Genomic DNA, 22,042 nt, shown 5'->3' on the forward strand with positions numbered 1-22,042 from the left:
GCCATGCCTGGCGCACCATAAAAAAGGGCGGGTGAAATCACCCGCCCTCTTCAGGATGGTAAAGGAGAGGTCAGGATTGGCCTTCGGCGAGGAAGAACCAGGTGTCGAGGACCGAGTCGGGGTTCAGCGACACACTCTCGATGCCCTGCTCCATCAGCCACTTGGCGAGGTCCGGGTGGTCCGACGGACCCTGGCCGCAGATGCCGATGTACTTGCCGGCGCGGTTGCATGCCTGGATGGCATTGGACAGCAGCTTCTTCACCGCCGGGTTACGCTCGTCGAACAGGTGCGCAACGATGCCCGAGTCACGGTCCAGACCGAGGGTCAGCTGGGTCAGGTCGTTGGAACCGATGGAGAAGCCATCGAAGAACTCGAGGAACTCATCGGCCAGCAGGGCGTTGGACGGCAGTTCGCACATCATGATGACGCGCAGGCCGTTCTCGCCACGCTTGAGACCATTGGTGGCCAGCAGGTCGACGACCTGGGAGGCTTCGCCCAGGGTACGGACGAATGGCACCATCAGCTCGACGTTGGTCAGGCCCATCTCGTTGCGGACCTTCTTCATCGCACGGCATTCGAGTTCGAAGCAGTCGCGGAAGGATTCGCTGATGTAGCGCGAGGCGCCACGGAAGCCGAGCATCGGGTTCTCTTCTTCCGGTTCGTAGAGCTTGCCGCCGATCAGGTTGGCGTATTCGTTGGACTTGAAGTCCGACAGACGCACGATGACCTTCTTCGGCCAGAACGCCGCGGCCAGGGTGCTGACGCCCTCGACCAGCTTCTCGACGTAGAAGCCCACCGGATCGTCGTAGCCGGCGATGCGCTTCTCGACGCTTTCCTTGATGTCCGCCGGCAGGCCGGCGAAATTCAGCAGCGCCTTGGGGTGCACGCCGATCATGCGGTTGATGATGAACTCCAGGCGGGCCAGGCCCACCCCTTCGTTCGGCAGTTGCGCGAAGTCGAAGGCGCGGTCGGGGTTGCCGACGTTCATCATGATCTTGAACGGCAGCTCGGGCATGGCGTCGACCGAGTTCTGGCGCACGTCGAAGCCCAGCTCGCCTTCGTAGATCAGGCCGGTGTCGCCCTCGGCGCAGGACACGGTCACGCGCTGGCCATCCTTGAGCGCCGCGGTGGCATTGCCACAGCCGACGACGGCCGGGATGCCCAGTTCACGGGCGATGATCGCGGCGTGGCAGGTACGGCCGCCGCGGTTGGTGACGATGGCGCTGGCGCGCTTCATCACCGGCTCCCAGTCCGGGTCGGTCATGTCGGAGACCAGCACGTCGCCCGGCTGGACCTTGTCCATCTCGGAAACGTCGTGGATCACCTTCACCGGGCCGGCACCGATGCGCTGGCCGATGGCGCGGCCTTCGACCAGTACCTTGCCTTTTTCCTTGAGCAGGTAGCGTTCCATCACGTTGGCGCTGGAACGGCTCTTCACGGTTTCCGGACGGGCCTGCACGATGTACAGCTTGCCGTCGTCACCGTCCTTGGCCCACTCGATGTCCATCGGACGCTCGTAGTGCTTCTCGATGATCAGGGCCTGCTTGGCCAGCTCGGTCACTTCAGCGTCGGTCAGGGCGAAGCGGGCGCGGTCGGCCTTGTCCACGTCGACCACCTTGACCGATTTGCCGGCCTTGGCTTCGTCGCCGTAGATCATCTTGATGGCCTTGCTGCCCAGGTTGCGACGCAGGATCGCCGGGCGGCCGGCTTCCAGGGTCGGCTTGTGGACGTAGAACTCGTCGGGGTTCACCGCGCCCTGCACCACGGTCTCGCCGAGGCCGTAGGCGCCGGTAATGAACACCACGTCACGGAAACCGGACTCGGTGTCCAGGGTGAACATCACACCGGCGGTGCCGGTTTCCGAGCGGACCATGCGCTGCACGCCGGCGGACAGGGCGACCAGCTTGTGGTCGAAGCCCTGGTGTACACGGTAGGCGATGGCACGGTCATTGAAGAGGGAAGCGAAGACTTCCTTGGCCGCGCGGATCACGTTGTCCACGCCGCGGATGTTCAGGAAGGTTTCCTGCTGGCCGGCGAAGGAGGCGTCCGGCAGGTCTTCGGCGGTGGCGGAGGAACGCACCGCCACGGCCATGTTGTCGTTGCCGCCGGCCATGTCGGCGAAGGCCTTGCGAATCTCGGCATCCAGACGCTCGGGGAACTCGGCGTCCATCACCCATTGGCGAATCTGCGCGCCGGTCTTGGCCAGGGCGTTGACGTCGTCAACGTCCAGGGCGTCGAGGGCCGCGTGGATGCGATCGTTCAGGCCGCTCTGCTCGAGGAAGTCACGGTAGGCCTGGGCGGTAGTGGCGAAGCCACCCGGTACGGAAACGCCGGCACCGGCGAGGTTGCTGATCATTTCGCCCAGGGATGCGTTCTTGCCCCCCACATGTTCGACATCGTGGACGCCGAGCTTATCGAGGGAAACTACGTACTCTACCAAGGTGATCTCTCCACTAAGTGTTGGAAAAGCTCATACAAGTCGGAGCGGCCCCACCCTTCTGGCCGGAGCCGGAAAAATGGGTGAGAATGCCCCGGCAAAGGGCCTTGCAAACGCGGGGCCTATCATAACCAGGATTCGCTCCTACCTATAAGGCCCGCAGCGCACATGAAACGAACTGCATTCTTCATTTCCGACGGCACCGGCATCACTGCCGAAACCCTCGGCCAGAGCCTTCTGGCGCAGTTCGAGAACATCAACTTTACCAAACTGACGCGACCTTACATCGATACCGAGGAAAAGGCGCGCGTCATGGTACAGCAAATCAACCGGGCTGCGGAGGCGGACGGGGCGAGACCGATCATCTTCGACACCATCGTCAATCGCGAGATCCGCTCCGTCCTGGCGCAATCCAACGGTTTCATGATTGACATCTTCTCGACGTTTTTGTCCCCACTGGAACAAGAATTATCCTCAGACTCGTCGTATTCCGTCGGAAAATCCCACAGCATCGGCCATAACCCGCACTACATGGAGCGGATCGATGCGGTGAACTTCGCCCTCGACAACGACGACGGCGCCCGCACCCACTACTACGACAAGGCCGACCTGATCCTGGTCGGCGTCTCGCGCTGCGGCAAAACGCCCACCTGCCTTTATATGGCCCTGCAATACGGCATCCGCGCGGCGAACTACCCGCTGACCGAAGAGGACATGGAGCGCCTGCAGTTGCCCAACGCGCTCAAGCCCTACAAGCACAAGCTGTTCGGCCTGACCATCGACCCGGACCGGCTCACCGCCATCCGCCACGAGCGCAAGCCCAACAGCCGCTACGCCAGCTTCGCCCAGTGCGAATTCGAAGTTCGCGAGGTCGAGAATCTGTTCCGACGCGAGAACATTGCCTACATCAACTCGACGCATTTCTCGGTGGAAGAAATCTCCGCCAAGATCCTCGTCGAGAAGGGCGTCGAACGCCGGCTGAAGTAACCGGCAGTCGCGGAAAGATTCCACAACCAACGGCCGGCATCACCGGCCGTTCGACTTTCTGCAACCTTTCATTCTGGCGCCTATCATTCCCTGAACCCGCGTCTTACCCGTGGCAGTTTTGACGGATCGGGCATTCCCGGCACAGGAGAGCGCCATGCGAGAATGTCAGTACCTGATTCTGGTTGCCTTGTTGGCCTTGACGGGTTGCGATTCGGGCGACAAGCCCGTCGCCAAGACCGCCACCGCCGCCACGCCACCCGCCAGCCCGCCCGCCGCGACAGCACCTCCTCCGCCTGCACCACCTGCGCCACCTGCCGCCCCTGCGCCAGCCGCGCCTGCTGCCGCGCCCTCGCAAGCCGTGTTCAGCGTCGAGGAGTTGGACCAGATGCTCGCGCCGCTGGCTTTGTACCCGGACTCCCTGCTCGCCCAGGTGCTGATGGCAACCACCTACCCCGGCAACGTAGCCGATGCGGTGGCCTGGTCGAAGGCCCACCCCAAGGCCGTGGGTGATGACGCGGTGAAACAGGTCGCCGACCAGCCATGGGATCCGAGCGTGCAATCGCTGGTCGCCTTCCCGCTGGTGCTGGCGACTCTGGGGCAGGACCCGGTCTGGGTGCAGCGCGTCGGCGACGCCTTCCTCGCCCAGCCCGAGGCGGTGATGGACTCCATCCAGCGCCTGCGTCGACAGGCCCAGGCCGCCGGCAACCTGCAGTCCAACGAGCAGCAGACGGTGACCATCAAGCCGGCCGCGCAGCCAGCCCCGGCGCAGTCTTCATCCGGCGCAGACACCGTGGTGGTGCAACAACCGGCACCGGCACAGACGATCATCATCGAGCCCGCCGATCCGCAGGTGGTCTACGTACCCAGCTACAACCCCACGCAGGTCTACGGCTCCTGGCCGTATCCCGCCAGCCCGCCGGTCTATTACCCGCCGCCGCCCGAATACCCCGTCGCCACGGCGCTGGCCACCGGCCTGGCGTTCGGCGCAGGCGTGGCCATCGTCGGTGAACTCTGGGGTGACTGCGACTGGGACGACCACGATATCGATGTCGATGTGGAGCATTACAACAACTTCAACAGCAACCGGAACGTGAACCGGAATGTGAATCGAGACTTCACCAGCAACGTCAACGGCAACCGGGCGAAGTGGCAGCATAACCCGACCTACCGCAACGGCGTGCCCTACCGCGACTCCGCCAGCCGCCAGCAGTACAACCGCCGGCTGGCCGGCAGCGAACAGCGCGAAGCCATGCGCGGGTTCGACTCGGCGCGCACCCAGGAGCGGGCGCGGGCGAGGGAAAGCCTGACCCAGCGCGGCATCGCTCCGCCGCCAGCGAACAACGCACAGGCACGGGAGCGCGCCCAGGCGGCGACCCGTGACCTGCGGGACAATCCGCAAGCCCAGCAGCGCCTGCAACAAGGCAACCGCGACAACGCCCAGGCCAGGGAACGGGCGCAGGGCGCCACCCGCGAGCTGAACCGCACGCAGGAAAACCGCCCGCGTGCCCAGACCCAGATGCAGAACCGCAGCAACCCGGTGCAGCAACGGCCGCGGACGCAGAACAACCAGCAGATCCGCGAACAGGCGCGCCTGCAGCATGCCCGCACCCAGGCGCCGCGCAACAACGCCTTCGCCGGCGCCAACAACCCGCGGCAATCCCGCGAGCTTGCCAACCGCGGCCAGGTCAGTCGCGCTGCTGCCAGCCGGCCGCAGGCGGCACGCGCCGGCCACACCGTGCAACGCCCCGCCCGCGTCCCGCGTGGCGGCGGACGCCGATAGGAGACGAGTCATGCCCATCGCCTCGCGCCTGCTGGCGCTCGCCCTCCTCGCCGCACTGCCAGCCAGCCTGCTGGCTCAGGACAGCTTCCCCACCCCCGACGCGGCCGCCGACGCCTTCATCGCCGCCCTGGGCACCGAAAAAGCCGACCCCGAACGCCTGGCCGCCCTGCTGGGCAAGGACTGGCAGAGCTATATACCCACCGCCGGCATCGACCGGAGTGAGGTCGACGCCTTCCTCGCCCACTACAAGGACAAGCACCAGATCGAGAAGGACAACGCCCACCTCGCCCATCTGGTCGTTGGCAATGACCCCTGGACCCTGCCTCTGCCGATCGTCCATGAGAAGAACGGCTGGGCTTTCAACGCCAAGGCCGGCGGCGAGGAAATCCGCATCCGCCGCATCGGCCGCAACGAGGAATCGACCCTGGAAGCCGTGCAGGCCTACCACGATGCGCAAATGGACTACGCCGAGGTGGACCGCAACGGCGACGGCGTACTCGAATACGCGCAGCAGTTCGTCAGCAGCGACGGCCACCATGACGGGCTGTACTGGCCGGAGGAAGACGGCGGCGAGGAAAGCCCGCTCGGCCCGCTGTTCGGCGACGATCTGCCGGGCGACGGCTGGCACGGCTACCACTACCGCATCCTCACCGCCCAGGGCCCCTCGGCGCCTGGTGGCGCCTACGACTACCTGATCGGTGGGCGGATGACGCGCGGCTTCGCCCTCGTCGCCTGGCCGGTGAAGTACGGCGACAGCGGCGTGATGAGCTTCATGATCAGCCACGATGGCGAGATCTTCTCCAAGAACCTCGGCCCGGAGAGCGACAGGATCGCCAAGAAGATGACTCGGTTCGACCCGGACAGCAGCTGGACCGAGGTCACTGCGGAAGAAGAAAAGCCCTGAGCGGCTGAACCTGTCCGGCCGCCCTGCGGTCGGACGGGGTCGGGGAAGCCCTCCGCTCTAACGGCTTCCGGCGGGCCGGAACGGGCTGTCATGAGCCTGAAACAAATACCCTGCCAACGAGCCAACCGACTGTCGCCAGCGAAAAACCACATGGTAGAATTCGCCGCGCTATTGCCTGGCGTCACCAGGCCACGCCGGCCGGCATGCCGGTCACGGCTGCACGGGGTGACGACCGGGGCGTTTCTTTATTCAAGGCTTTGCGGCCACTCACTCATCAAGGCCCATGAGACTCACGCCCACTGCCCTGCTCCTCTTCCTGAGCATCTTCCTGCTTCCCGGCATCAGCGCCGCTGCCGGCAAGACCGTCTATGGCCTGAACGAATACGCCCGGATCAACGACCTGGACATCGAGCTGGCCGCCAAGCTCGACACCGGCGCCAAGACCGCCTCGCTCAGCGCCCGCGACATCAAGCGCTTCAAGCGCGATGGCGAGACCTGGGTGCGCTTCTACCTGGCCACCGACACCGCCGACAGCCAGCCGATCGAGAAACCCCTGGCGCGCATCAGCAAGATCAAGCGTCGCCACGGCGACTACGACCCCGACGAAGGCAAGGCCTACACTGCGCGCCCGGTGATCGAGCTTCAGCTGTGCATGGGCAAGGCCCTGCGTACCATCGAAGTGAACCTTACCGACCGCAGCGCCTTCCAATACCCGCTTCTGATCGGCTCCGACGCGCTCAAGCGCTTCGGAGCCCTGGTCGACCCGAGCCTGAAATACGCTGCCGGCAAGCCCGGCTGCCAACCCGTAGCGAAACCTGCCGAGTAATCCCATGCGCTCTCTTACCCTGCATCTGAAGGTCCTGATCGCCATCCTGCTGACGCTGGGCGTCGCGATCACCGCCTACCAGATCTTCGTCCTCGGCATACCCATGACCGAGGCCGAGACCGACGACCTGTGGAACATCGACGCCAAGGTCGAGTTCGTCGCCACGCCGAAGACTCCGGTGAAGGTGCAGATGTTCGTACCGCCGCTGACCCAGGATTACGTCAGCCTCAACGAGAGCTTTGTCTCCAACAACTACGGCGTGGGCATCAACCGCTCCGACGGCAACCGCAAGGTCACCTGGTCCTCGCGCCGCGCCAACGGCCAGCAGACCCTCTACTACCGTCTGGTGCTGACCAAGCGCTATGCCGGCGCCACCGAGAAGGCCAAGGAGAAAGGCCCGATCTTCCGCGACAGCCTGCCGCTGGAAGGCCCGGACAAGATCGCCGCCGAAGCCCTGATCGCGCCCATCCGCCAGCACTCGGCGGACGTCGAGACCTTCGTCAGCGAAGCGATCAAGCGCGCCAACAACCTCAATGACGACAACGTGAAACTGCTGCTGGCCGGCGACACCAGCCTGGACAAGCGTTCCCACGTGGTCGAAACCCTGCTCGCGGTGGCCCACGTGCCGCTGGAGCGCGTGCACACCATCCGCCTGGTCGCCAACCAGCCGCAGCAACCCGAGCTTTGGCTGCGCAGCTACAACGGCAAGGAGTGGCTGTACTTCAACCCGGAAACCGGCGAGCGCGGCCTGCCCGCCGACCGCCTGATCTGGTGGCTGGGTGACGAAAGCCTGCTGTCGATCGAAGGTGGCAAGAAGGCCCAGGTCAGCTTCAGCCTCAACAGCAGCGAGATGAACGCCATCCGCCTGGCCAAGCTGTCGGACGAGAACACCGACGCAGCCTTCCTCGAGTACTCCCTGTACGGCCTGCCGCTGTCCACCCAGCAGACCTTCCAGATCATGATCATGATCCCCTTCGGCGTGCTGGTGATCCTGGTGCTGCGCAACCTGATCGGCCTGCAGACCCTGGGTACCTTCACCCCGGTGCTGATCGCCCTCGCCTTCCGCGAGACCGGCCTGCAGTGGGGCATCGGCCTGTTTACCGTGATTACCGCGCTGGGCCTGTCGCTACGTTCGTACCTGGAACACCTGAAGTTGCAGATGCTGCCGCGCCTGTCGGTGGTGCTGACCTTCGTGGTAGTGATGATCGCCGCCATCAGCCTGCTCAGCCACAAGCTCGGCTTCGAGAGCGGCCTGTCGGTGGCCCTGTTCCCGATGGTGATCCTGACCATGAGCATCGAGCGCCTGTCGATCACCTGGGAAGAGCGCGGCGCCGCCCACGCGATGAAGGCCGCCATCGGCACCCTGTTCGCCGCTGCGCTGGCGCATATCCTCATGCGCGTACCGGAGCTGGTGTACTTCGTGTTCACCTTCCCGGCCGTGCTGCTGATCCTGGTGTCGTTCATGCTGGCGATGGGTCGCTACCGCGGTTACCGCCTGACCGAACTGTTCCGCTTCAAAGCCTTCCTCAAGGACTAAGCCATGTTCGGCCTGATCAAGCGATGGAAAGCCCTGGAAGCCAAAGGCATCATGGGCATCAACCGACGCAACGCGGACTACGTGCTCAAGTACAACCAGCGGCACCTGTACCCGATCGTCGACGACAAGATCATCACCAAGCAGCGTGCCATCGAGGCGGGCATCCACGTACCGGAAATGTACGGGATCATCTCCACCGAGAAGGAAATCGAACGCCTGCCGGAAATCATCGGCGAACGCAGCGACTTCGTGATCAAGCCGGCGCAGGGCGCCGGCGGCGACGGCATCCTGGTGATCGCCGACCGCTTCGAGGAGCGCTACAAGACGGTTTCCGGGCGGATCATCAGCCATGAGGAAATCGAGCACCAGCTCTCGAGCATCCTCACCGGCCTGTACTCCCTGGGCGGCCACCGCGACCGCGCATTGATCGAGTACCGGGTGACCCCGGACCAGATCTTCAAGAGCATCAGCTACGAAGGCGTGCCGGACATCCGCATCATCGTGCTGATGGGCTACCCGGTGATGGCGATGCTGCGCCTGCCCACCCGCCAGTCCAACGGCAAGGCCAACCTGCACCAGGGCGCCATCGGCGTGGGTGTGGACCTGGCCACCGGCCTGACCCTGCGCGGCACCTGGCTGAACAACAAGATCAGCAAGCACCCGGACACCACCAACGCGGTGGACGGCGTGCAGTTGCCCAACTGGGACGGCTTCATGAAGCTGGCCGCCGGCTGCTACGAGCTGTGCGGCCTGGGTTACATCGGCGTGGACATGGTGCTGGACCAGGACAAGGGCCCGCTGATCCTCGAGCTCAATGCCCGCCCCGGCCTGAACATCCAGATCGCCAACGACTGCGGCCTGACCCTGCGCACCCATGCCGTGGAGGCGCACCTCGCCGAGCTGGAGGCCAAGGGCGTGAAGGAGACCGTGGAAGAGCGCGTGCGCTTCTCCCAGCAGCTCTTCGGCCACGTGCATCCGAAGGAAATCTGAGGCGCCCTGCCCCATGAAAAAGCCCCGCAAATGCCGGGCTTTTTTATTGCCGTCCGGTGCCCGCGATCACGACCATGGGGCGCTCCGACAATGAACGGTGGCGCAGGACTGTAGGAGCGAGCTTGCTCGCGAACGGATTCCCCGGCGGCTCCGCAGTTGGGCGGTTCGCGAGCAAGAACCAGGCGTCCCCCTCGGTCCTGCAAAGAGCGTCAGCTCAGCGCACCACCGCCAGCTCGAACCCGCCCTGGTCGCCGTGCTCACGCACCTTCATCCCCGCCTCGTTCACCGCCAGGTCTTCCAGCGGGCGTTTGTAGGGCTTGTTGTCGAGGGTCTGCAGGCTGCGGTCCTCATCGGTGGTGAGTAGCAGCACGTAGCGCTCGCCCTGGTTGGCCCGCACCGGGATGGTTCCCTCGATGAAGGCGTAGCGGTACCAGGTTTCCGGATTGAGCTTGTACACGGCGTCACTCACCAGCCGAGTCGGACGCTTCTGCTCGTCGAGGAACAGCAGCGACGGATACACCACCTGGTGGTTGGCGAAGCTGCGCACGCGCAGGCCGTATACGCGCTGGGAACTGGGCAGTTTCATCGCCACGAAGTAGCTCTTGCCCATGGGGAAATCGAAACTCGGGGAGAATTTGTTCAACTCCTCGTAGCGCGGCTCGTCCGAGGACAGCTCGGTGAAGTCGCCATCGCCCATCTGCTCGCAACAGCGCCGTTGCAGGTCGACATAGAGGTCGTCCAGGGTCTTGCCGCTGCCCTTGAGCAGTGCCTTCATGGCATCGCTCTGCTCGCCCATGCCGTCGAGCCCAGGCAGGTTGTTCGAGCGGCCCTTCAGATCGATCTGACGGCCCTCGGTGAAGGCGATATTGCTGCCGCCCTGCTCGCCGCGACGGAACATCGCCCCGCGCTGTTCCGCCGTGATCGGCGAGTTGCGCACTTGGCCCTTGTCATCGACCCAGGTGAAGTACGGGTTGCCGTTCTCGCTGCGGACGAAGCCACGGTCTTCATAGGACTCCGCGTCGATGTACTCGGAGGAGTGGTCACCGTTGGGCAGCACGTAATCGGCGCGGCCGGGCGCTACCTGGCCGGCTGCATAGAAGCTGTTCTGCAGGTTGCCCTGGGCGTCCACCCAGGTGAAGTAGCGGCGCTTGCTCTCCCCCGCCGGTCGGCTGCCCGGCCACTGTGTGGCGCTGAGGTCGATCAGCCGCGCGCGGTCGCTCTGGTCGATGCGCTTGTCCGCCTGGCGCTGCTGTTGGGTGTAGTTGGCGTCGACGAAGGTGTTGTGCACCTGGCCGCTGTCGTCGATCCACGACAGGTAGCGGCCGCTGGCGGCCTGGGCCGATGCACTCACGCCGGCGGCGGCGAGGCAGGAAATCAGGAGGGTCAGCCTGTTCATGTCGTTGCCCTCAGAAGGTAGTTCGGTAGGTCATGGCGAAGACGTAGGCCTTCACCGTGGTGCTGACGTCGAGGCCGGCATAGGGGTTGTAGACCAGGTTGTCGATGCCGGTGCAGTTGAGGTTGCAGCTGGTGCCCGCCTTGATGCTCTGCTTGGAGACGAAGTAGTTGAAGCCCAGGTCGATGACCGTGTCCTTGTCCCACTGGTAGCCCAAGCCCAACCCGTAGAGGTTGGCATCGCCGATGGGCACCAGGGCGTCGGCCTTGTCCTTGGGAATCGCCGAGGGACGGTACTCGTAGCCGGCCCTTAATTGCAGGCGGTCGTTGACGTCGTACTGCATCCCCATGGCGTAGCTCCAGGTGTCCTGGTAGCCGCGGTCGAGAATGATGCTGTGGTCGGTGGCGCCGTTGGGGGCGAAGTTCTTGGCGATGCGCAGCAGATCGAGTTCCTTGTCGAATTCGATTTCCAGCTTGTTCCAGTCGCTGTAGTCAGTCCATTTCAGGTCGAAGTTGAACTGCCATTTGTCGAACGGACGCACCTTGATGCCGGTGGAGAAGCTGTCCGGGTTGACCATGTTCAGCGTCGCCACGCCGTGTTCTTCCTCGGCATTGCCGTAGGGAAACAGCGGGCTGAGGAAGGCGCCGAACACCGAACTCTGCATGCCGGACCAGAAGCCCTGCCAGTCCTTGGTGTAGTCGACGCGGTACTTGCCCTTGAGGTGCATGCGCGATTCGCTCTGGTAGGTCGCCCCCCAGGCCAGCCAGTCGTAGGGCTCCCAGAGCACGCCCAGGTTGAAGCTGGGCGACAGGGTCTGCTGCATGTCCAGCTTGAGGTTGGCCAGCGAGTCGTAGGGGCCGATGCGCCCGCCACAGACGTTGAACACCAGTTCGACGATTTCCTGTGCGCCCGGCACGCAGGTAGTGTCGTGCAGGGTCTGCAGCAGGCCGGTGAGCAGGCCCGGGTTGCGGAAGTCGGTATCCAGCGCCATGGCCTGGTGGGAGAAGCCGACGCTCAAACCCACCGACAGGTCGTCGTTGACCTCGTAGCCCACCGAGGGTGAGAAGTAGGTGATGCGCTGCAGCGAGACGCGGCGCCCTTCGTAGCGCGCCGGGTCGCTGTCCGAATCGCGCGAATAGCCCAGGGCCTGGGGTGCGTAGACGTTGGTGGCGAAGGTGAACTTGGAGCCCGGCGGGTTGATCGACAAGCCAGCCAGCGGCGCCACCAGCAGTGGCATATCGGTCATGCCGCCGAGGCCGGGCAGGTACATGGTCGGGGTCAGGGTGCGGCTGTTTTCGCCCGCCACCGGGTCGTTGTCCAGACCGAAGGAAGAAGAACCGTAGTCAGGCGGCGCCTTGAAGCCGGCGCGGATATCCATGACCCCGGTGATCAGCTTGATCTGGGTCTGACGGCCCTTGAGCTTGGTCAGGGCGGCGGGGTTGTAGTGCACCGCGTCGATGCCGGTGGAATCGGCCGTGACCGCGTTGGCCATGGCCATGGCCTTGGGGTTGCCGATGGTCAGGTCGTTGGCCAGTTGGGCGTTGGCCAGCGTCGCCCAGCCAAGCCCTACCCCTGCCATCGCCACCGCGAGGGGCGAAATGCGCATAGTCATGTGGTGGTCGCTCGTCGGTTACTGGGCTTTGAGGCCTTGGATATCCAGGGGAAGGGAAACCCCCAGCAGTACATCCGGCGAGTCTTCGGTCAGACCGAAACCGGCGTTCACGTTGACGATGTAGTCCGGCGATGTTCGCAGACCAAGCGAGAAGTTCATGATCGCGCTGGTCTGCTCGGGCGCCTCGACCGTGCGGTCGTTGAAGTAGTACTTGTTCTTGAACGAGTAGGCCATCTGGTAGGAGGTGGCCAGGGAAACGTCATACGACAAGGCGTACGCCATGCCCATGGCGAAGTTGAGGGTATCGCCCGGTACCACCTTCTCCAGTTCTTCGCCGAACTGGTTCTGGTGGATGTCATCGACCTTCATGTTGTAGGTGTAACCGAGCGAGCCGTAGAGCACGACCGGGTCGATCACGTAGGACATGTTGGCGCCGGCGCCCAGGCTGTAGAAACCGTTGCCGGTGGAAACGTCGTCCTGCACGTTGCCCTTGTACGGGCTGTCGCCGGTGGGCAGGCCCAGGGTTGCGTAGAGCGTGGTGACCGGTCGGCCGCGGCGCGCGGCCCAGGGTTGCCAGCGCAGGGTCGCGGAGATGTCGCCCAGACTGTAGGCATGGATGTCGCGTTCGGTGTCGTACTTGGCCACGAACGGCAGGCGCATGCTGAAGGTCAGGTTGTCCCAGATGCCGTAGTCGAAGGTGAAGGAGTTGGTGAAGGTGTGCTGCGCCTCGCTCTGGGCCAGCACGCTGTAGACGTTTTCGCCGCTGCGCACGGCCTGCAGGCGCGTATCGCGCATCAGGGTGTAGTCGAATCCGTAGGTCAGCTGGCGCTCACCCTTCTTGAGCAGGGTGTAGCTCTTCTCGGCGGCCTGGAATACCTGCTCGAGCGCCTTGGCGCTGTCGGCGTCGGTGTCCTTCTTGGCCAGCGCATCTCGCGCGTCTTCGGTTGTCGCTTCCTCGGCGATGGTGCTGGTACTTGCCAGCAAGGCCAGAGCGGCAACGCACGCAAACCCCTTGAAATCCATGTTGCTATCCCCTGGTCTTGTTCTTATTCGTACGGGCCGATCGGGCGGTCACTTGCGCCGGATGTACTGCACATCTCCATTCGTGGCGGCTTCGCCAATCTGGTTCTGGGTGATCTTGCTCATCTGCGGGAACTCGCGGAAAGCCAGCAGGCTGACGGTCCGGTCGTCCACCAGGCGCAGGTCGGCCTCGCGCAGCTCCAGGGCGTTTTTCGGCTCCTGGCCACTGGGGTAGATGACGAAGAGAACGTTCTGGTCCCAGATTTCCTCGAAACGGGCGCGGGTGAAACTGATGTTGCCCAAGGCAGGATCGGCAACGAAAACGTGGTCGTTGTAGACATCGCGGACCACGACGAAATGCTTGAAGCCGGCATAGTGGATCGGCACCAGCGCCGGGTGTTCGAGCGAGTCCAGGTCGGAGAACTCGGCACGGAAGCCGCCACTCTTGTAGCCGAGTGCGGCGGCGTAGCGCTTCATGTCCAGAAGCGAGAATCCACGGCGCTGGACGATCTTGTCGGCCTCGCCGTACTTGATCAGGCCTTCCATGACCTGACGCTCTTCCAGGTTGCGGCCCAGGTAGTAGTCCAGCAGCGTGGTCAGCGCCGCCGAGCCGCAGCTGTAGTCGTAGGCCTGGCGGATGACATTGCGGAACTGCACCTGGCTCATCGGCTCGAGCTGGACCGACTCGCGGAAGGGACCGTTGGGCGTGAGCGGCTGCGAGATGTTCACTGTGCCCTGCTGTTGCGGCTTGGTATCCACGGCCTGGGTAAAACCGAACAGGCCCAGCAGGCTTCCCAGCAGAATCTCGAACATCCCACCCCTCGCTTCAAATTCTGGAAGTCATTCCTGGAAGACCCTCGCCGGCAAACGCCGGCAAGGGGTACCGCGCCGCAACCTTCGGGATCAGTGACCCCAGACCTTCACGGTCGAACCGGCCAGGTTCAGGTTGGAAACGGTCAGCGAGCCGATGCTGGCGCCGCCGGTGCCGACCTTGACGGCGTCGATGGTCACGTCGCCGGTCACGGTGGGCAGGCCGATGGCCAGTTGCTCGGTGGCGACAGCGGTGCCGCCGCCAACCGGAGTGATGTTGGTTTTCACCACGTCGACGGTCATCGGGGCGTTGTCGGCGATGGTCACGCTGGGCAGGTGGATACCCTGCAGGACCAGGGAACCGCCGTTGGTGTCGGCGTCCTTGTAGGTGACAGCGCCGATGGAGGCGTTGAAGGTACCGGAAATGCTGATGCCATCCTGGCCGGTGATACCGGACAGCGCAGCGTCATCCATGGATTTCATGTCGGCATGTGCCAGGAACGGAGCGGCCAGAACTGCGCTTGCAAGAACCAGTTGCTTGATTTTCATTGTTATAACTCTCCAGTGTTCAGGTGGGGTTGCCCCAGGCACTGCAAGGGGCGTCCTACCCCGCTGCAGGTTGACCGGCTGCTGCCGATCTTCCAGACCCCCGACTTCTTCCTTAGGCGCCGCGGGCATGGATTCGTGAAGCACGTAGCTTCGCGTCCTGATCTCCAAGCTACTGACCCGCCGTGAACCTGCCAGCCCATCCAAGGGATGGCGCAAAACCAACCTTCCTACTCAAGCTTCGCTCAGCAATCCCAGACTCTTCCCCTTGAGCACTGCCTGGGTCCGACTGCGCACGCCGAGCTTGGCAAACAGGTTGTGCAGATGCCATTTGATGGTGGCCTCCGACAGATGCACCGCCTGGGCGATGTCCCGGTTCGACAAGCCCGCCGCCACGAGCCGTAGGATCTCCCGCTCTCGATGACTAACATCTTGATTTTCATCGAAACTTTCAGGGTCGACGGAGAGCCTGCGGCACTGCTCGCGAAGCATCTCCGCCACCCCCTGCCAGGCCGACGCGCGCTTGGGCTCGGCACCTTTCCAGGCCTCCCAGAGCGGCAGCAGCCACAGGGCGTCGTCCTGGAACAGGCGCCGATAGCCCAGGTTCCAGGTTTCCTCAAGGGTGGGGGCAAACAAGGCGAAGGCTTTTTCGCTGTTACCTTTCTGCCAATACGCCACAGAAAGTAACAGCGAAAGACGCAACCGCCGGTCGCGCTGATAAGGCGAGGTAAAGCCCGCCAGGCACGATTCCAGACGCTGCTGCGCGCGCTCGGCATGGCGCTCGGAAAGCGCCAGGCGCGCCTCCGCCATCACCAGCGCCGCATGGGCATCGGCATAGCGTTCGGCGTTGAGCCCCGAGAGATGCCGCGCCAGTTGCAGGCACACGCGCTCGGCCTCGTTGGGCCGTCGCATCCACAGCAACAGCTGCACCTTGCAACTCATGGCCAGTGCATGCACCCGCTCGTAGCCCGGCGACTGCAGGCCAACCAGCCATTCGTCGAGCTGGGCCAGACCTTGCTCAGCCTCACCGGCAAAGAATCGCGCCTTGGCCATTACCAACTGGCCGCGGCTGATCAGCTCCACCGGCGTGGCGACGTCGCGCCAGGTGGTCGCCAAAGGCAGTTCGGCGAGGATCGCTGCGTGGCGATCCTGCTCGTACAGCAGGTCCGCATAGGCCAGGGACAGCGGCCCGCCGACCCGGCTGCGCCGGCCGAAGACCCGTTCCACGCGGCTGCGCGCGCTCTCGGCGATGGTCCGGCCGCGCTCCAGTTCACCGCGCTCCTTGCAGATCAGCGCCTCGATCATGCTGACGACGACCTGAAGGTATTCGCTGTCGGCCATGCGCAGGCAATCGCGGGCGACCCCGATGGCATTGGCCGCCTCGGCGTAATCGCCCAGCAGCGCATAGGCCGCCGCCTGGATGCACGACAGGCTGGCGCGGAACACCGGCTGATTGCCCGGCACCAGCGCCAGCCACTGGCGCGCCACCTTCAGGCAGGCCTCCAGCTTGTCCTGGTAGAGCAGCACCAGCGCCTTGAGCACCTGGGCCACGGCGAGCAGCTCGGCCATGCCGAAGTGGCGCACCTTGCCCTGGCCCTGCAGCAGCCGGACGCTCAGCTCCTCGATCAGCGCCTCGGCCTCGGCAAACTTCTGCTCGAAGGCCAGTTGCCAGGCATAGAAGATCTGGAACACCGGGTGCTCGCGGATCACCTCGGCGGGGATGCTGCTGAGCATGCCGAGGATGCCGTAGACGCGGTTGCCGGCGATCAGCTTGGCGCCCTGGCGCTCCAGCAGGTCGGCGGCGAAGGCATAGTCACGGGCACGCAGGGCGTACTTGATCGCCCGGTCCGCCATGTCCCGCCCCTCGCACCAGCGGGCGGCGGCGTGCAGTAGCGGCGTCGGGTCGGAGTTGCGCGCCAGGCGGCCCTGGAGGAACTCGGCGAACAGGTGGTGATAGCGGAACCACTCGCGCTGGTCGTCCAGCGGGATGATGAACAATTGCTCGTTCTGCAGCCGCATCAGCATGTCCAGGCCATCACGGCGCCCGGTCAGGGCATTGCACAGCTCGGCGCAGAATTCGTCGAGCACCGAAGTCTGGTCGAGGAACTGCTGCAGCGGCTCGGGCAGGCTGCGCAGCACATCCTCGGCGAGGTAGTCGGCGAGGTCGCGCTCGGTGCCGGAAAGCCCCTTGAGCAAGGCCACGCGGTCCGGGTTACGCGCCAGCGCCAGGGCGGCGAGATGCAACGCGGTAATCCAACCCTCGGTGCGCTTGTGCAGCAGCTTGAGCTCGCTGTCGCTCAGGGCCAGGCCTTTCAGCCCGGTGAGGAAGGTGTCGGTTTCCTCGCGGGTCAGGCGCAGGTCGTCGCCGCTCAGGCAGAAGGCCCAGGGCGCCAGGCCCGGTTCGTCCACCAAAAAGCGCGGGCGATAACGCGTGCTGGTGACCAGGCGGATGTTGTCCGGCAGGTGCTCGATCAGGTAGCGCGCACCGTGGGCCAATGCCGGGTGACGGATCTGGTGGAAATCATCGAGCAGCAGGTAGAGCGGCCCGTCGAGACGGCGCAGGTCGGAAAGGAAGGCGTCGATGATGCCTTCCAGCGGCAGGGTCATGTCCGATTGCAGCAGGTTCGAGGTATTGGCACCGAACTCCGCTTCGACGCTGCGGATGCTTGCCACCAGATACTGCACCAGGCGCTGCGGCTCGCTGTCGCCTTCATCGCAGGACATCCACGCGACCCGCGCACCGCTCTCCACCAGGCGCTGGCGGAACAGGCTGAGGATGGTGCTCTTGCCGAAGCCGGCTGGCGCGCTGAGGATCAGCACGCGCTGCTGGCGGTTGGCGTACAGGCGGTCGATAAGGGCGCGACGCGGCAGCAACGAATCGCTGTCGGCGCGTGGCGGAAACAGCTTGGTGCGCAGCAGCGGCATGGGCTGCTGTGGCAGTGTGGTCAGGGTCGTCATGTCAGAGCAGACTCAGCTCGCGGGCACGGCGTATCGCTTGGGTCCGATTGCGTACCTTGAGCTTCTCGTAGATGTTGTGCAGGTGCCATTTGACGGTGCCCAGGGCCAGCGACAGCTGCTGGCCGATCTCCTCATTGGAGAGGCCCTGGGCCGCCAGGCATACCACCTCGCGCTCACGGTCGGTCAGACCTTCTTCGAGCACTTCGGGCGACCTGCGTGCTTCCTGCCCCGGCCAGACGGTCAACATTCCGCGAATGAAGACCTGCAGCGCGGGTTGCCGCTCGGTGGATTCCAGTTGCTGCAGCAACTGCCGAATCCCCTCGCCTTCCTCGATGAAGATGCTCCGCACCCCTTCCCGCTCAGCGCCGACCAGGCATTGGCCGAGCAGGCTGTGGGAACGCTCCTGATAACCCAGGCGCTGGTAGCTCAGGGCCGCCAGCAGGTCCAGGCGCAGCCGTTGCAGGCCGTGCCAGCCCGGCTGCAGCATGCCGCGCAGCTGGGTGATTTCGTGCAGCGCCTCACTGAAGTGCCCGCGTGCCTGGAGCAGGCGCACGCGGCTGATGCCCTGCACCCAGAGCACCGGGTTGAACGGCATCTGCTTGTAGTGGCTGGCCAGCTTCGCCCAGTCGATCGCCTTGAGCCGCTGCTCGGCGCGCTTGCAGCGGTCGGTGGCGGTTTCCTGGAGAATCAGGTTGACCTCCTCGCCCACCGCCATGGCGAAGAAGCGCCAGGACTGGTTGCGCGAGGCCAGGGTCTGCATCAGCCCGAGTGTGGCCAGCGCCTCCTTGCCGCGCCCCTGCAGGCGCTGGATACGCGCCAGGCACTGCATGCCCTGGGCATAGAGGTCGATCGGGTTGACCACGTCGACCCGGCCCAGCGCCCAGCGCAGACGCTCTTCCAGGCCGTCCAGCTCGGTGCGGTAGTAGGCGGTCAGCGCTTCAGCGATGGCCGGAAGCGCCAGGGCCTGGGAGCGCTTGTCGAACAGCGGCATGGCCTGATCGCGCACCCGCTCGATGAGCATCTGCGCCTGCTTGACCTGACCCTGCTCCAGCGCCAGTACCACTTCGATGGTGCACTGCTGCATGTGCAGGTAGCGACCATCGAGGAAGTGGTTGCGCTGTTGCGCCAGGCCCATCAGGCGACGCGCCTGTTCCGCCTGGCCACGCACGACCTGGGCGAACGCCCCGATCAGCAGGATGGCGCCTTCCAGGAACGCCGAGTTCTGGCCCAGCTGGCTCTCCACCTTGCGCGCCAGGGTGATGCACTGCTCGAGATCATCCTTCTGTAACGCCAGCACGGCCTTCACCGCCAGCGCGGAGAGGTACTGATTGCCCATCGGGCCGCTACCGCGCGAGTCGCCCCAGCGCGCCAGCAGCTCGTCGATCATGCGGTTGGCTTCGGGCAGGCTGAGCTCGGTGGCGCGGGTCCAGACATCGCTGAGCACGAGGATCGGGTAGCGCTCGGCAATCTCGTTCGGCACGTGCTTGCGCCAGCGCGAGATCAGGTAGAGCTGGCCCCGGTTGATCAAATCCAGGCCGCAGCCATCCACCAGTGCGGCGAGCATCTCCGGGTCCTCGGCAAGGCAGGCATGCTCGATCGCCAAGGTCGGCATATGGTGGTTGGTGAACCACAGGCTGGCGTTGAAGTGGAGTTGCTTGAAGCGCTCCGGGTCGCGCTCGCGCAGGCGGGCGCGGAGGAAGTCGGCGAACAGCTGGTGGAAGCGGTACCACTGGCGGTCGCGGTCCAGCGGCAGGAGGAACAGCTGCATGCTGTCCAGGTGCTCGAGCAGCGCCTGGCCATCCTGGCGACCAGTCAGGGTGTTGGCCAGGTCGCCATTCAGGCGATTGGCGATCCCCAGGGACAGCAGCGCGCCCTGCACATCGGCAGGCAGACGCTCGAACACGGCGCGCAGCAGGTAATCCCCCACCGCCGCCTTGTCGCTGCTGAGCACCTTGAGGTCTTCCGATGCGCCCGGCTGCTGGCGCAGCCACAGACTGACCAGGTGAACCCCTGCCATCCAACCTTCGGTCTGGTTGTGCAGCGACTGCAGGCAGCTATCTTCGAGTTGCAGGCCGTCGCGGGCCAGGTATTCACGGGTTTCGTCGCGGGACAGGCGCAGCTCGTCCTGGCCGATTTCCAGCAGCAGGCCCTTGGCGCGCCAGGTGGCGAGGTTCAGTGGCGGCTGGGAACGGCTGCCGATGGCCAGGGTGAGGCCGGGCGGTGCGTATTGCACCAGGCGATTGAGACCGGCGTAGACGTCGGAATGGGTGATCTCATGCAGGTCGTCGAGTACCAGCAGGACCTTGTGCTCGTCGCGGGAAAGGTCCATCAGCAGGCTTTCCATGACCGCGACCACGGGCACGCGCATGGTGTTGTGCACGTACCCCAGCGCATCCTCGCCAATGCCCGGCACGGCGGTGGCCAGGGCCTGGATGAGTTTCAGGCAGAAACGGCCGGGATCGTCGTCGTCGCTCTCCAGGGAAAGCCAGGCGACAGGGTGGCCTTCGCCGGCACGCTTGCCGGCCAGCGCCGCCAGTGCGGTGGTCTTGCCGAACCCGGCGGGCGCCGTGAAGGACAGCACCGAGGCATAAGGATGTCGGTCCAGGGCATTCTGGACCTCAGGACGAATCAAATAATCAGCAGGCACCCGAGGGGGTGTTAATCTGGAGCGCAGAAGGCTGCCGGCTGCGGGTTCGAGCACTACATCCACGGCCTGTATCCCTATGTCATTATCGTTGTTGGTACGGAGCACTGTCCGCGTGGGATTCGTCACTTCTTATCAGAATGCTTTTGCTACGTAAACCGAAGAAATAGCTCTAGGATCGACCCTTCAGCCGACCTGATCACCTCATTTGCCTGCACGCCGTTACCCATGCCTGACTGTTTCCTGCACCCGCTTCCTTATCGGGAAGACCCGGGTGAACGCTTCGCCCTGATCCATCGGGCGCCCGGCGCCGTACTCCTGGACGCCGGTCGACCCATTGCCACACGTGGACGCTATGACCTTCTGAGCGCCTGGCCATTGGCAGAACTGGCACCGACCGCCGACGAATCGGCCAAGAGTTTTTTTGCCCGCGCGCGAACCGCCCTGCAGCGCCTGGGCGAGGCCAAGGTGCCGGACAATCGCGAACTGCCATTCGTCGGCGGAATGATTGGCTATCTCGGTTATGACTTCGGCCGACGCGTCGAGCGGCTGCCCGAGCCGAACCTCGACGACCTCGCCCTGCCCGACGCACGCCTTGGCCTGTATGGCTGGGCGTTGGTCACCGACCACGAGGCATGCAGCAGCGAGCTGGTGTTCCACCCGTCACTGGCGACCAGCGAGCGGGAGCGTCTGATCGCCCTGTTCGAAGGCGCCCGCGGCGATGAAGCGCTGCCGCCCTTCCGGCTCTCGGCGCCATTCCTGCCAGACATCAACCGCGAGCAATACCGCGAGGCGCTGGAGCGAGTGCACGGTTACATCCTCGCCGGCGACTGTTATCAGGTGAACTACACGCAGCGTTTCCGTGCGCCTTGCAGCGGATCGCCCTGGCTGGCCTACCGTGCGCTGCGCGAGGCGTGTCCTACCCCTTTTGCCGGCTATCTGGCATTGCCTGAAGGTGCCGTCCTCAGCCTGTCGCCGGAGCGCTTCATCCAGCTCCACGGCAACCAGGTGGAAACCCGTCCGATCAAGGGCACCCGTCCGCGCGGCGACACGCCCGAGGCCGACCTGGCCAACGCCGATGCGCTGCTCGCCAGCGAAAAGGACCGCGCCGAGAACCTGATGATCGTCGACCTGCTGCGCAATGATCTGGGCCGCAGCTGTCGCCCCGGTAGCGTGCGCGTACCCGAACTCTTCGCGGTAGAGACCTACCCCAACGTCCACCACCTGGTCAGCAGCGTGCGTGGCGAACTGGCGGACGGAAAGGATGCACTGGACCTGCTCGAAGGCAGCTTCCCCGGCGGTTCCATCACCGGTGCGCCGAAGGTTCGCGCCATGCAGATCATCGACGAACTGGAGCCGACCCGGCGCAGCATCTACTGCGGCAGCCTGCTCTACCTCGACGTGCGCGGCGAGATGGACAGCTCCATCGCCATCCGCACCGTGCTGGTGAAAGACGGCCAGGCGAGCTGCTGGGCCGGCGGCGGCATCGTGGCCGACTCCGACTGGGAAGAGGAGTACCAGGAGTCGCTGACCAAGGTAGGCGTGCTGCTGCGAACCCTGGAAAGTCTGTAGGTGCGGATCCTATCCGCGAACCGGCC

At 64.7% G+C, this 22,042-nt stretch carries 15 protein-coding genes; 7 read left to right on the top strand and 8 right to left on the bottom strand.

Annotation, left to right across the window (positions count from 1 at the left end; genetic code table 11):
* Nucleotides 1-70: 70 nt before the first annotated feature.
* On the bottom strand, nt 71-2,440 hold the full coding sequence (gene ppsA / locus C167_RS0103555; RefSeq protein ID WP_017516883.1) for a phosphoenolpyruvate synthase: 2,370 nt from the start codon (nt 2,438-2,440) through the stop codon (nt 71-73).
* A gap of 165 nt (nt 2,441-2,605) precedes the next feature.
* On the opposite strand from ppsA, the gene C167_RS0103560 reads away from it, so the two are divergent.
* The 6 genes from C167_RS0103560 to C167_RS0103585 all read left to right on the top strand — a co-directional run bounded on the left by C167_RS0103560 (nt 2,606) and on the right by C167_RS0103585 (nt 9,461).
* A complete protein-coding gene (locus C167_RS0103560; protein WP_017516884.1) occupies nt 2,606-3,424 on the top strand; it encodes a pyruvate, water dikinase regulatory protein in 819 nt (272 codons plus the stop codon).
* A gap of 154 nt (nt 3,425-3,578) precedes the next feature.
* Entirely contained in the window at nt 3,579-5,204 is a 1,626-nt protein-coding gene (locus C167_RS0103565) for a DUF3300 domain-containing protein (RefSeq protein WP_026078778.1), read from the top strand.
* Between the two features lie 10 nt (nt 5,205-5,214).
* Nucleotides 5,215-6,108, top strand: a complete 894-nt coding sequence (locus C167_RS0103570; RefSeq protein ID WP_017516886.1) for a DUF2950 domain-containing protein — start codon at nt 5,215-5,217, stop codon at nt 6,106-6,108.
* A 283-nt stretch (nt 6,109-6,391) separates the two neighbouring features.
* Nucleotides 6,392-6,934, top strand: coding sequence for an ATP-dependent zinc protease (locus tag C167_RS0103575; protein ID WP_017516887.1), 543 nt, complete (start codon nt 6,392-6,394; stop codon nt 6,932-6,934).
* 4 nt (nt 6,935-6,938) lie between these two features.
* Nucleotides 6,939-8,471: an inactive transglutaminase family protein gene (locus C167_RS0103580; protein ID WP_017516888.1), complete on the top strand. Its 1,533-nt coding sequence runs from the start codon at nt 6,939-6,941 to the stop codon at nt 8,469-8,471.
* 3 nt (nt 8,472-8,474) lie between these two features.
* Nucleotides 8,475-9,461, top strand: a complete 987-nt coding sequence (locus C167_RS0103585) for an alpha-L-glutamate ligase-like protein (RefSeq protein ID WP_017516889.1) — start codon at nt 8,475-8,477, stop codon at nt 9,459-9,461.
* A 214-nt stretch (nt 9,462-9,675) separates the two neighbouring features.
* Here C167_RS0103585 and C167_RS0103590 read toward each other — a convergent pair whose 3' ends face one another.
* From C167_RS0103590 to C167_RS0103620, 7 genes are all read right to left on the bottom strand, one after another.
* Entirely contained in the window at nt 9,676-10,857 is a 1,182-nt protein-coding gene (locus C167_RS0103590; RefSeq protein WP_017516890.1) for a MalM family protein, read from the bottom strand.
* Between the two features lie 10 nt (nt 10,858-10,867).
* Nucleotides 10,868-12,466 (bottom strand): outer membrane protein transport protein, encoded by a 1,599-nt coding sequence (locus tag C167_RS0103595; RefSeq protein WP_026078779.1) that lies wholly within the window; start codon nt 12,464-12,466, stop codon nt 10,868-10,870.
* Nucleotides 12,467-12,484: 18 nt separating this feature from the next.
* On the bottom strand, nt 12,485-13,489 hold the full coding sequence (locus C167_RS0103600; RefSeq protein ID WP_017516892.1) for a transporter: 1,005 nt from the start codon (nt 13,487-13,489) through the stop codon (nt 12,485-12,487).
* Between the two features lie 48 nt (nt 13,490-13,537).
* A complete protein-coding gene (locus tag C167_RS0103605) occupies nt 13,538-14,299 on the bottom strand; it encodes a C39 family peptidase (protein WP_017516893.1) in 762 nt (253 codons plus the stop codon).
* A gap of 90 nt (nt 14,300-14,389) precedes the next feature.
* Entirely contained in the window at nt 14,390-14,845 is a 456-nt protein-coding gene (locus C167_RS0103610) for a DUF6160 family protein (protein ID WP_017516894.1), read from the bottom strand.
* Nucleotides 14,846-15,076: 231 nt separating this feature from the next.
* Nucleotides 15,077-17,800 carry a helix-turn-helix transcriptional regulator gene (locus C167_RS0103615; RefSeq protein ID WP_017516895.1) on the bottom strand — a complete coding sequence of 908 codons (2,724 nt, stop codon included), beginning with the start codon at nt 17,798-17,800 and terminating at the stop codon, nt 15,077-15,079.
* A gap of 1 nt (nt 17,801) precedes the next feature.
* On the bottom strand, nt 17,802-20,510 hold the full coding sequence (locus tag C167_RS0103620; protein WP_026078780.1) for a helix-turn-helix transcriptional regulator: 2,709 nt from the start codon (nt 20,508-20,510) through the stop codon (nt 17,802-17,804).
* 162 nt (nt 20,511-20,672) lie between these two features.
* Between C167_RS0103620 and pabB the strand changes: the two genes are divergently transcribed.
* On the top strand, nt 20,673-22,016 hold the full coding sequence (gene pabB, locus C167_RS0103625; protein ID WP_026078781.1) for an aminodeoxychorismate synthase component I: 1,344 nt from the start codon (nt 20,673-20,675) through the stop codon (nt 22,014-22,016).
* The last annotated feature ends 26 nt before the right edge of the window (nt 22,017-22,042 follow it).

Origin of the sequence: Pseudomonas nitroreducens TX1, assembly GCF_000313755.1 — a bacterium.
In the GTDB taxonomy this organism is placed as follows: domain Bacteria; phylum Pseudomonadota; class Gammaproteobacteria; order Pseudomonadales; family Pseudomonadaceae; genus Pseudomonas; species Pseudomonas nitroreducens_A.

Coding starts and splice junctions, on each gene's coding strand:
- C167_RS0103595 (WP_026078779.1), bottom strand. CDS start 12,466: ATGACTATGCGCATTTCGCCCCTCGCGGTGGCGATGGCAGGGGTAGGG.
- C167_RS0103570 (WP_017516886.1), top strand. CDS start 5,215: ATGCCCATCGCCTCGCGCCTGCTGGCGCTCGCCCTCCTCGCCGCACTG.
- C167_RS0103605 (WP_017516893.1), bottom strand. CDS start 14,299: ATGTTCGAGATTCTGCTGGGAAGCCTGCTGGGCCTGTTCGGTTTTACC.
- C167_RS0103585 (WP_017516889.1), top strand. CDS start 8,475: ATGTTCGGCCTGATCAAGCGATGGAAAGCCCTGGAAGCCAAAGGCATC.
- C167_RS0103565 (WP_026078778.1), top strand. CDS start 3,579: ATGCGAGAATGTCAGTACCTGATTCTGGTTGCCTTGTTGGCCTTGACG.
- C167_RS0103610 (WP_017516894.1), bottom strand. CDS start 14,845: ATGAAAATCAAGCAACTGGTTCTTGCAAGCGCAGTTCTGGCCGCTCCG.
- C167_RS0103580 (WP_017516888.1), top strand. CDS start 6,939: ATGCGCTCTCTTACCCTGCATCTGAAGGTCCTGATCGCCATCCTGCTG.
- C167_RS0103590 (WP_017516890.1), bottom strand. CDS start 10,857: ATGAACAGGCTGACCCTCCTGATTTCCTGCCTCGCCGCCGCCGGCGTG.
- C167_RS0103615 (WP_017516895.1), bottom strand. CDS start 17,800: ATGACGACCCTGACCACACTGCCACAGCAGCCCATGCCGCTGCTGCGC.
- C167_RS0103560 (WP_017516884.1), top strand. CDS start 2,606: ATGAAACGAACTGCATTCTTCATTTCCGACGGCACCGGCATCACTGCC.
- C167_RS0103575 (WP_017516887.1), top strand. CDS start 6,392: ATGAGACTCACGCCCACTGCCCTGCTCCTCTTCCTGAGCATCTTCCTG.
- pabB (WP_026078781.1), top strand. CDS start 20,673: ATGCCTGACTGTTTCCTGCACCCGCTTCCTTATCGGGAAGACCCGGGT.
- C167_RS0103600 (WP_017516892.1), bottom strand. CDS start 13,489: ATGGATTTCAAGGGGTTTGCGTGCGTTGCCGCTCTGGCCTTGCTGGCA.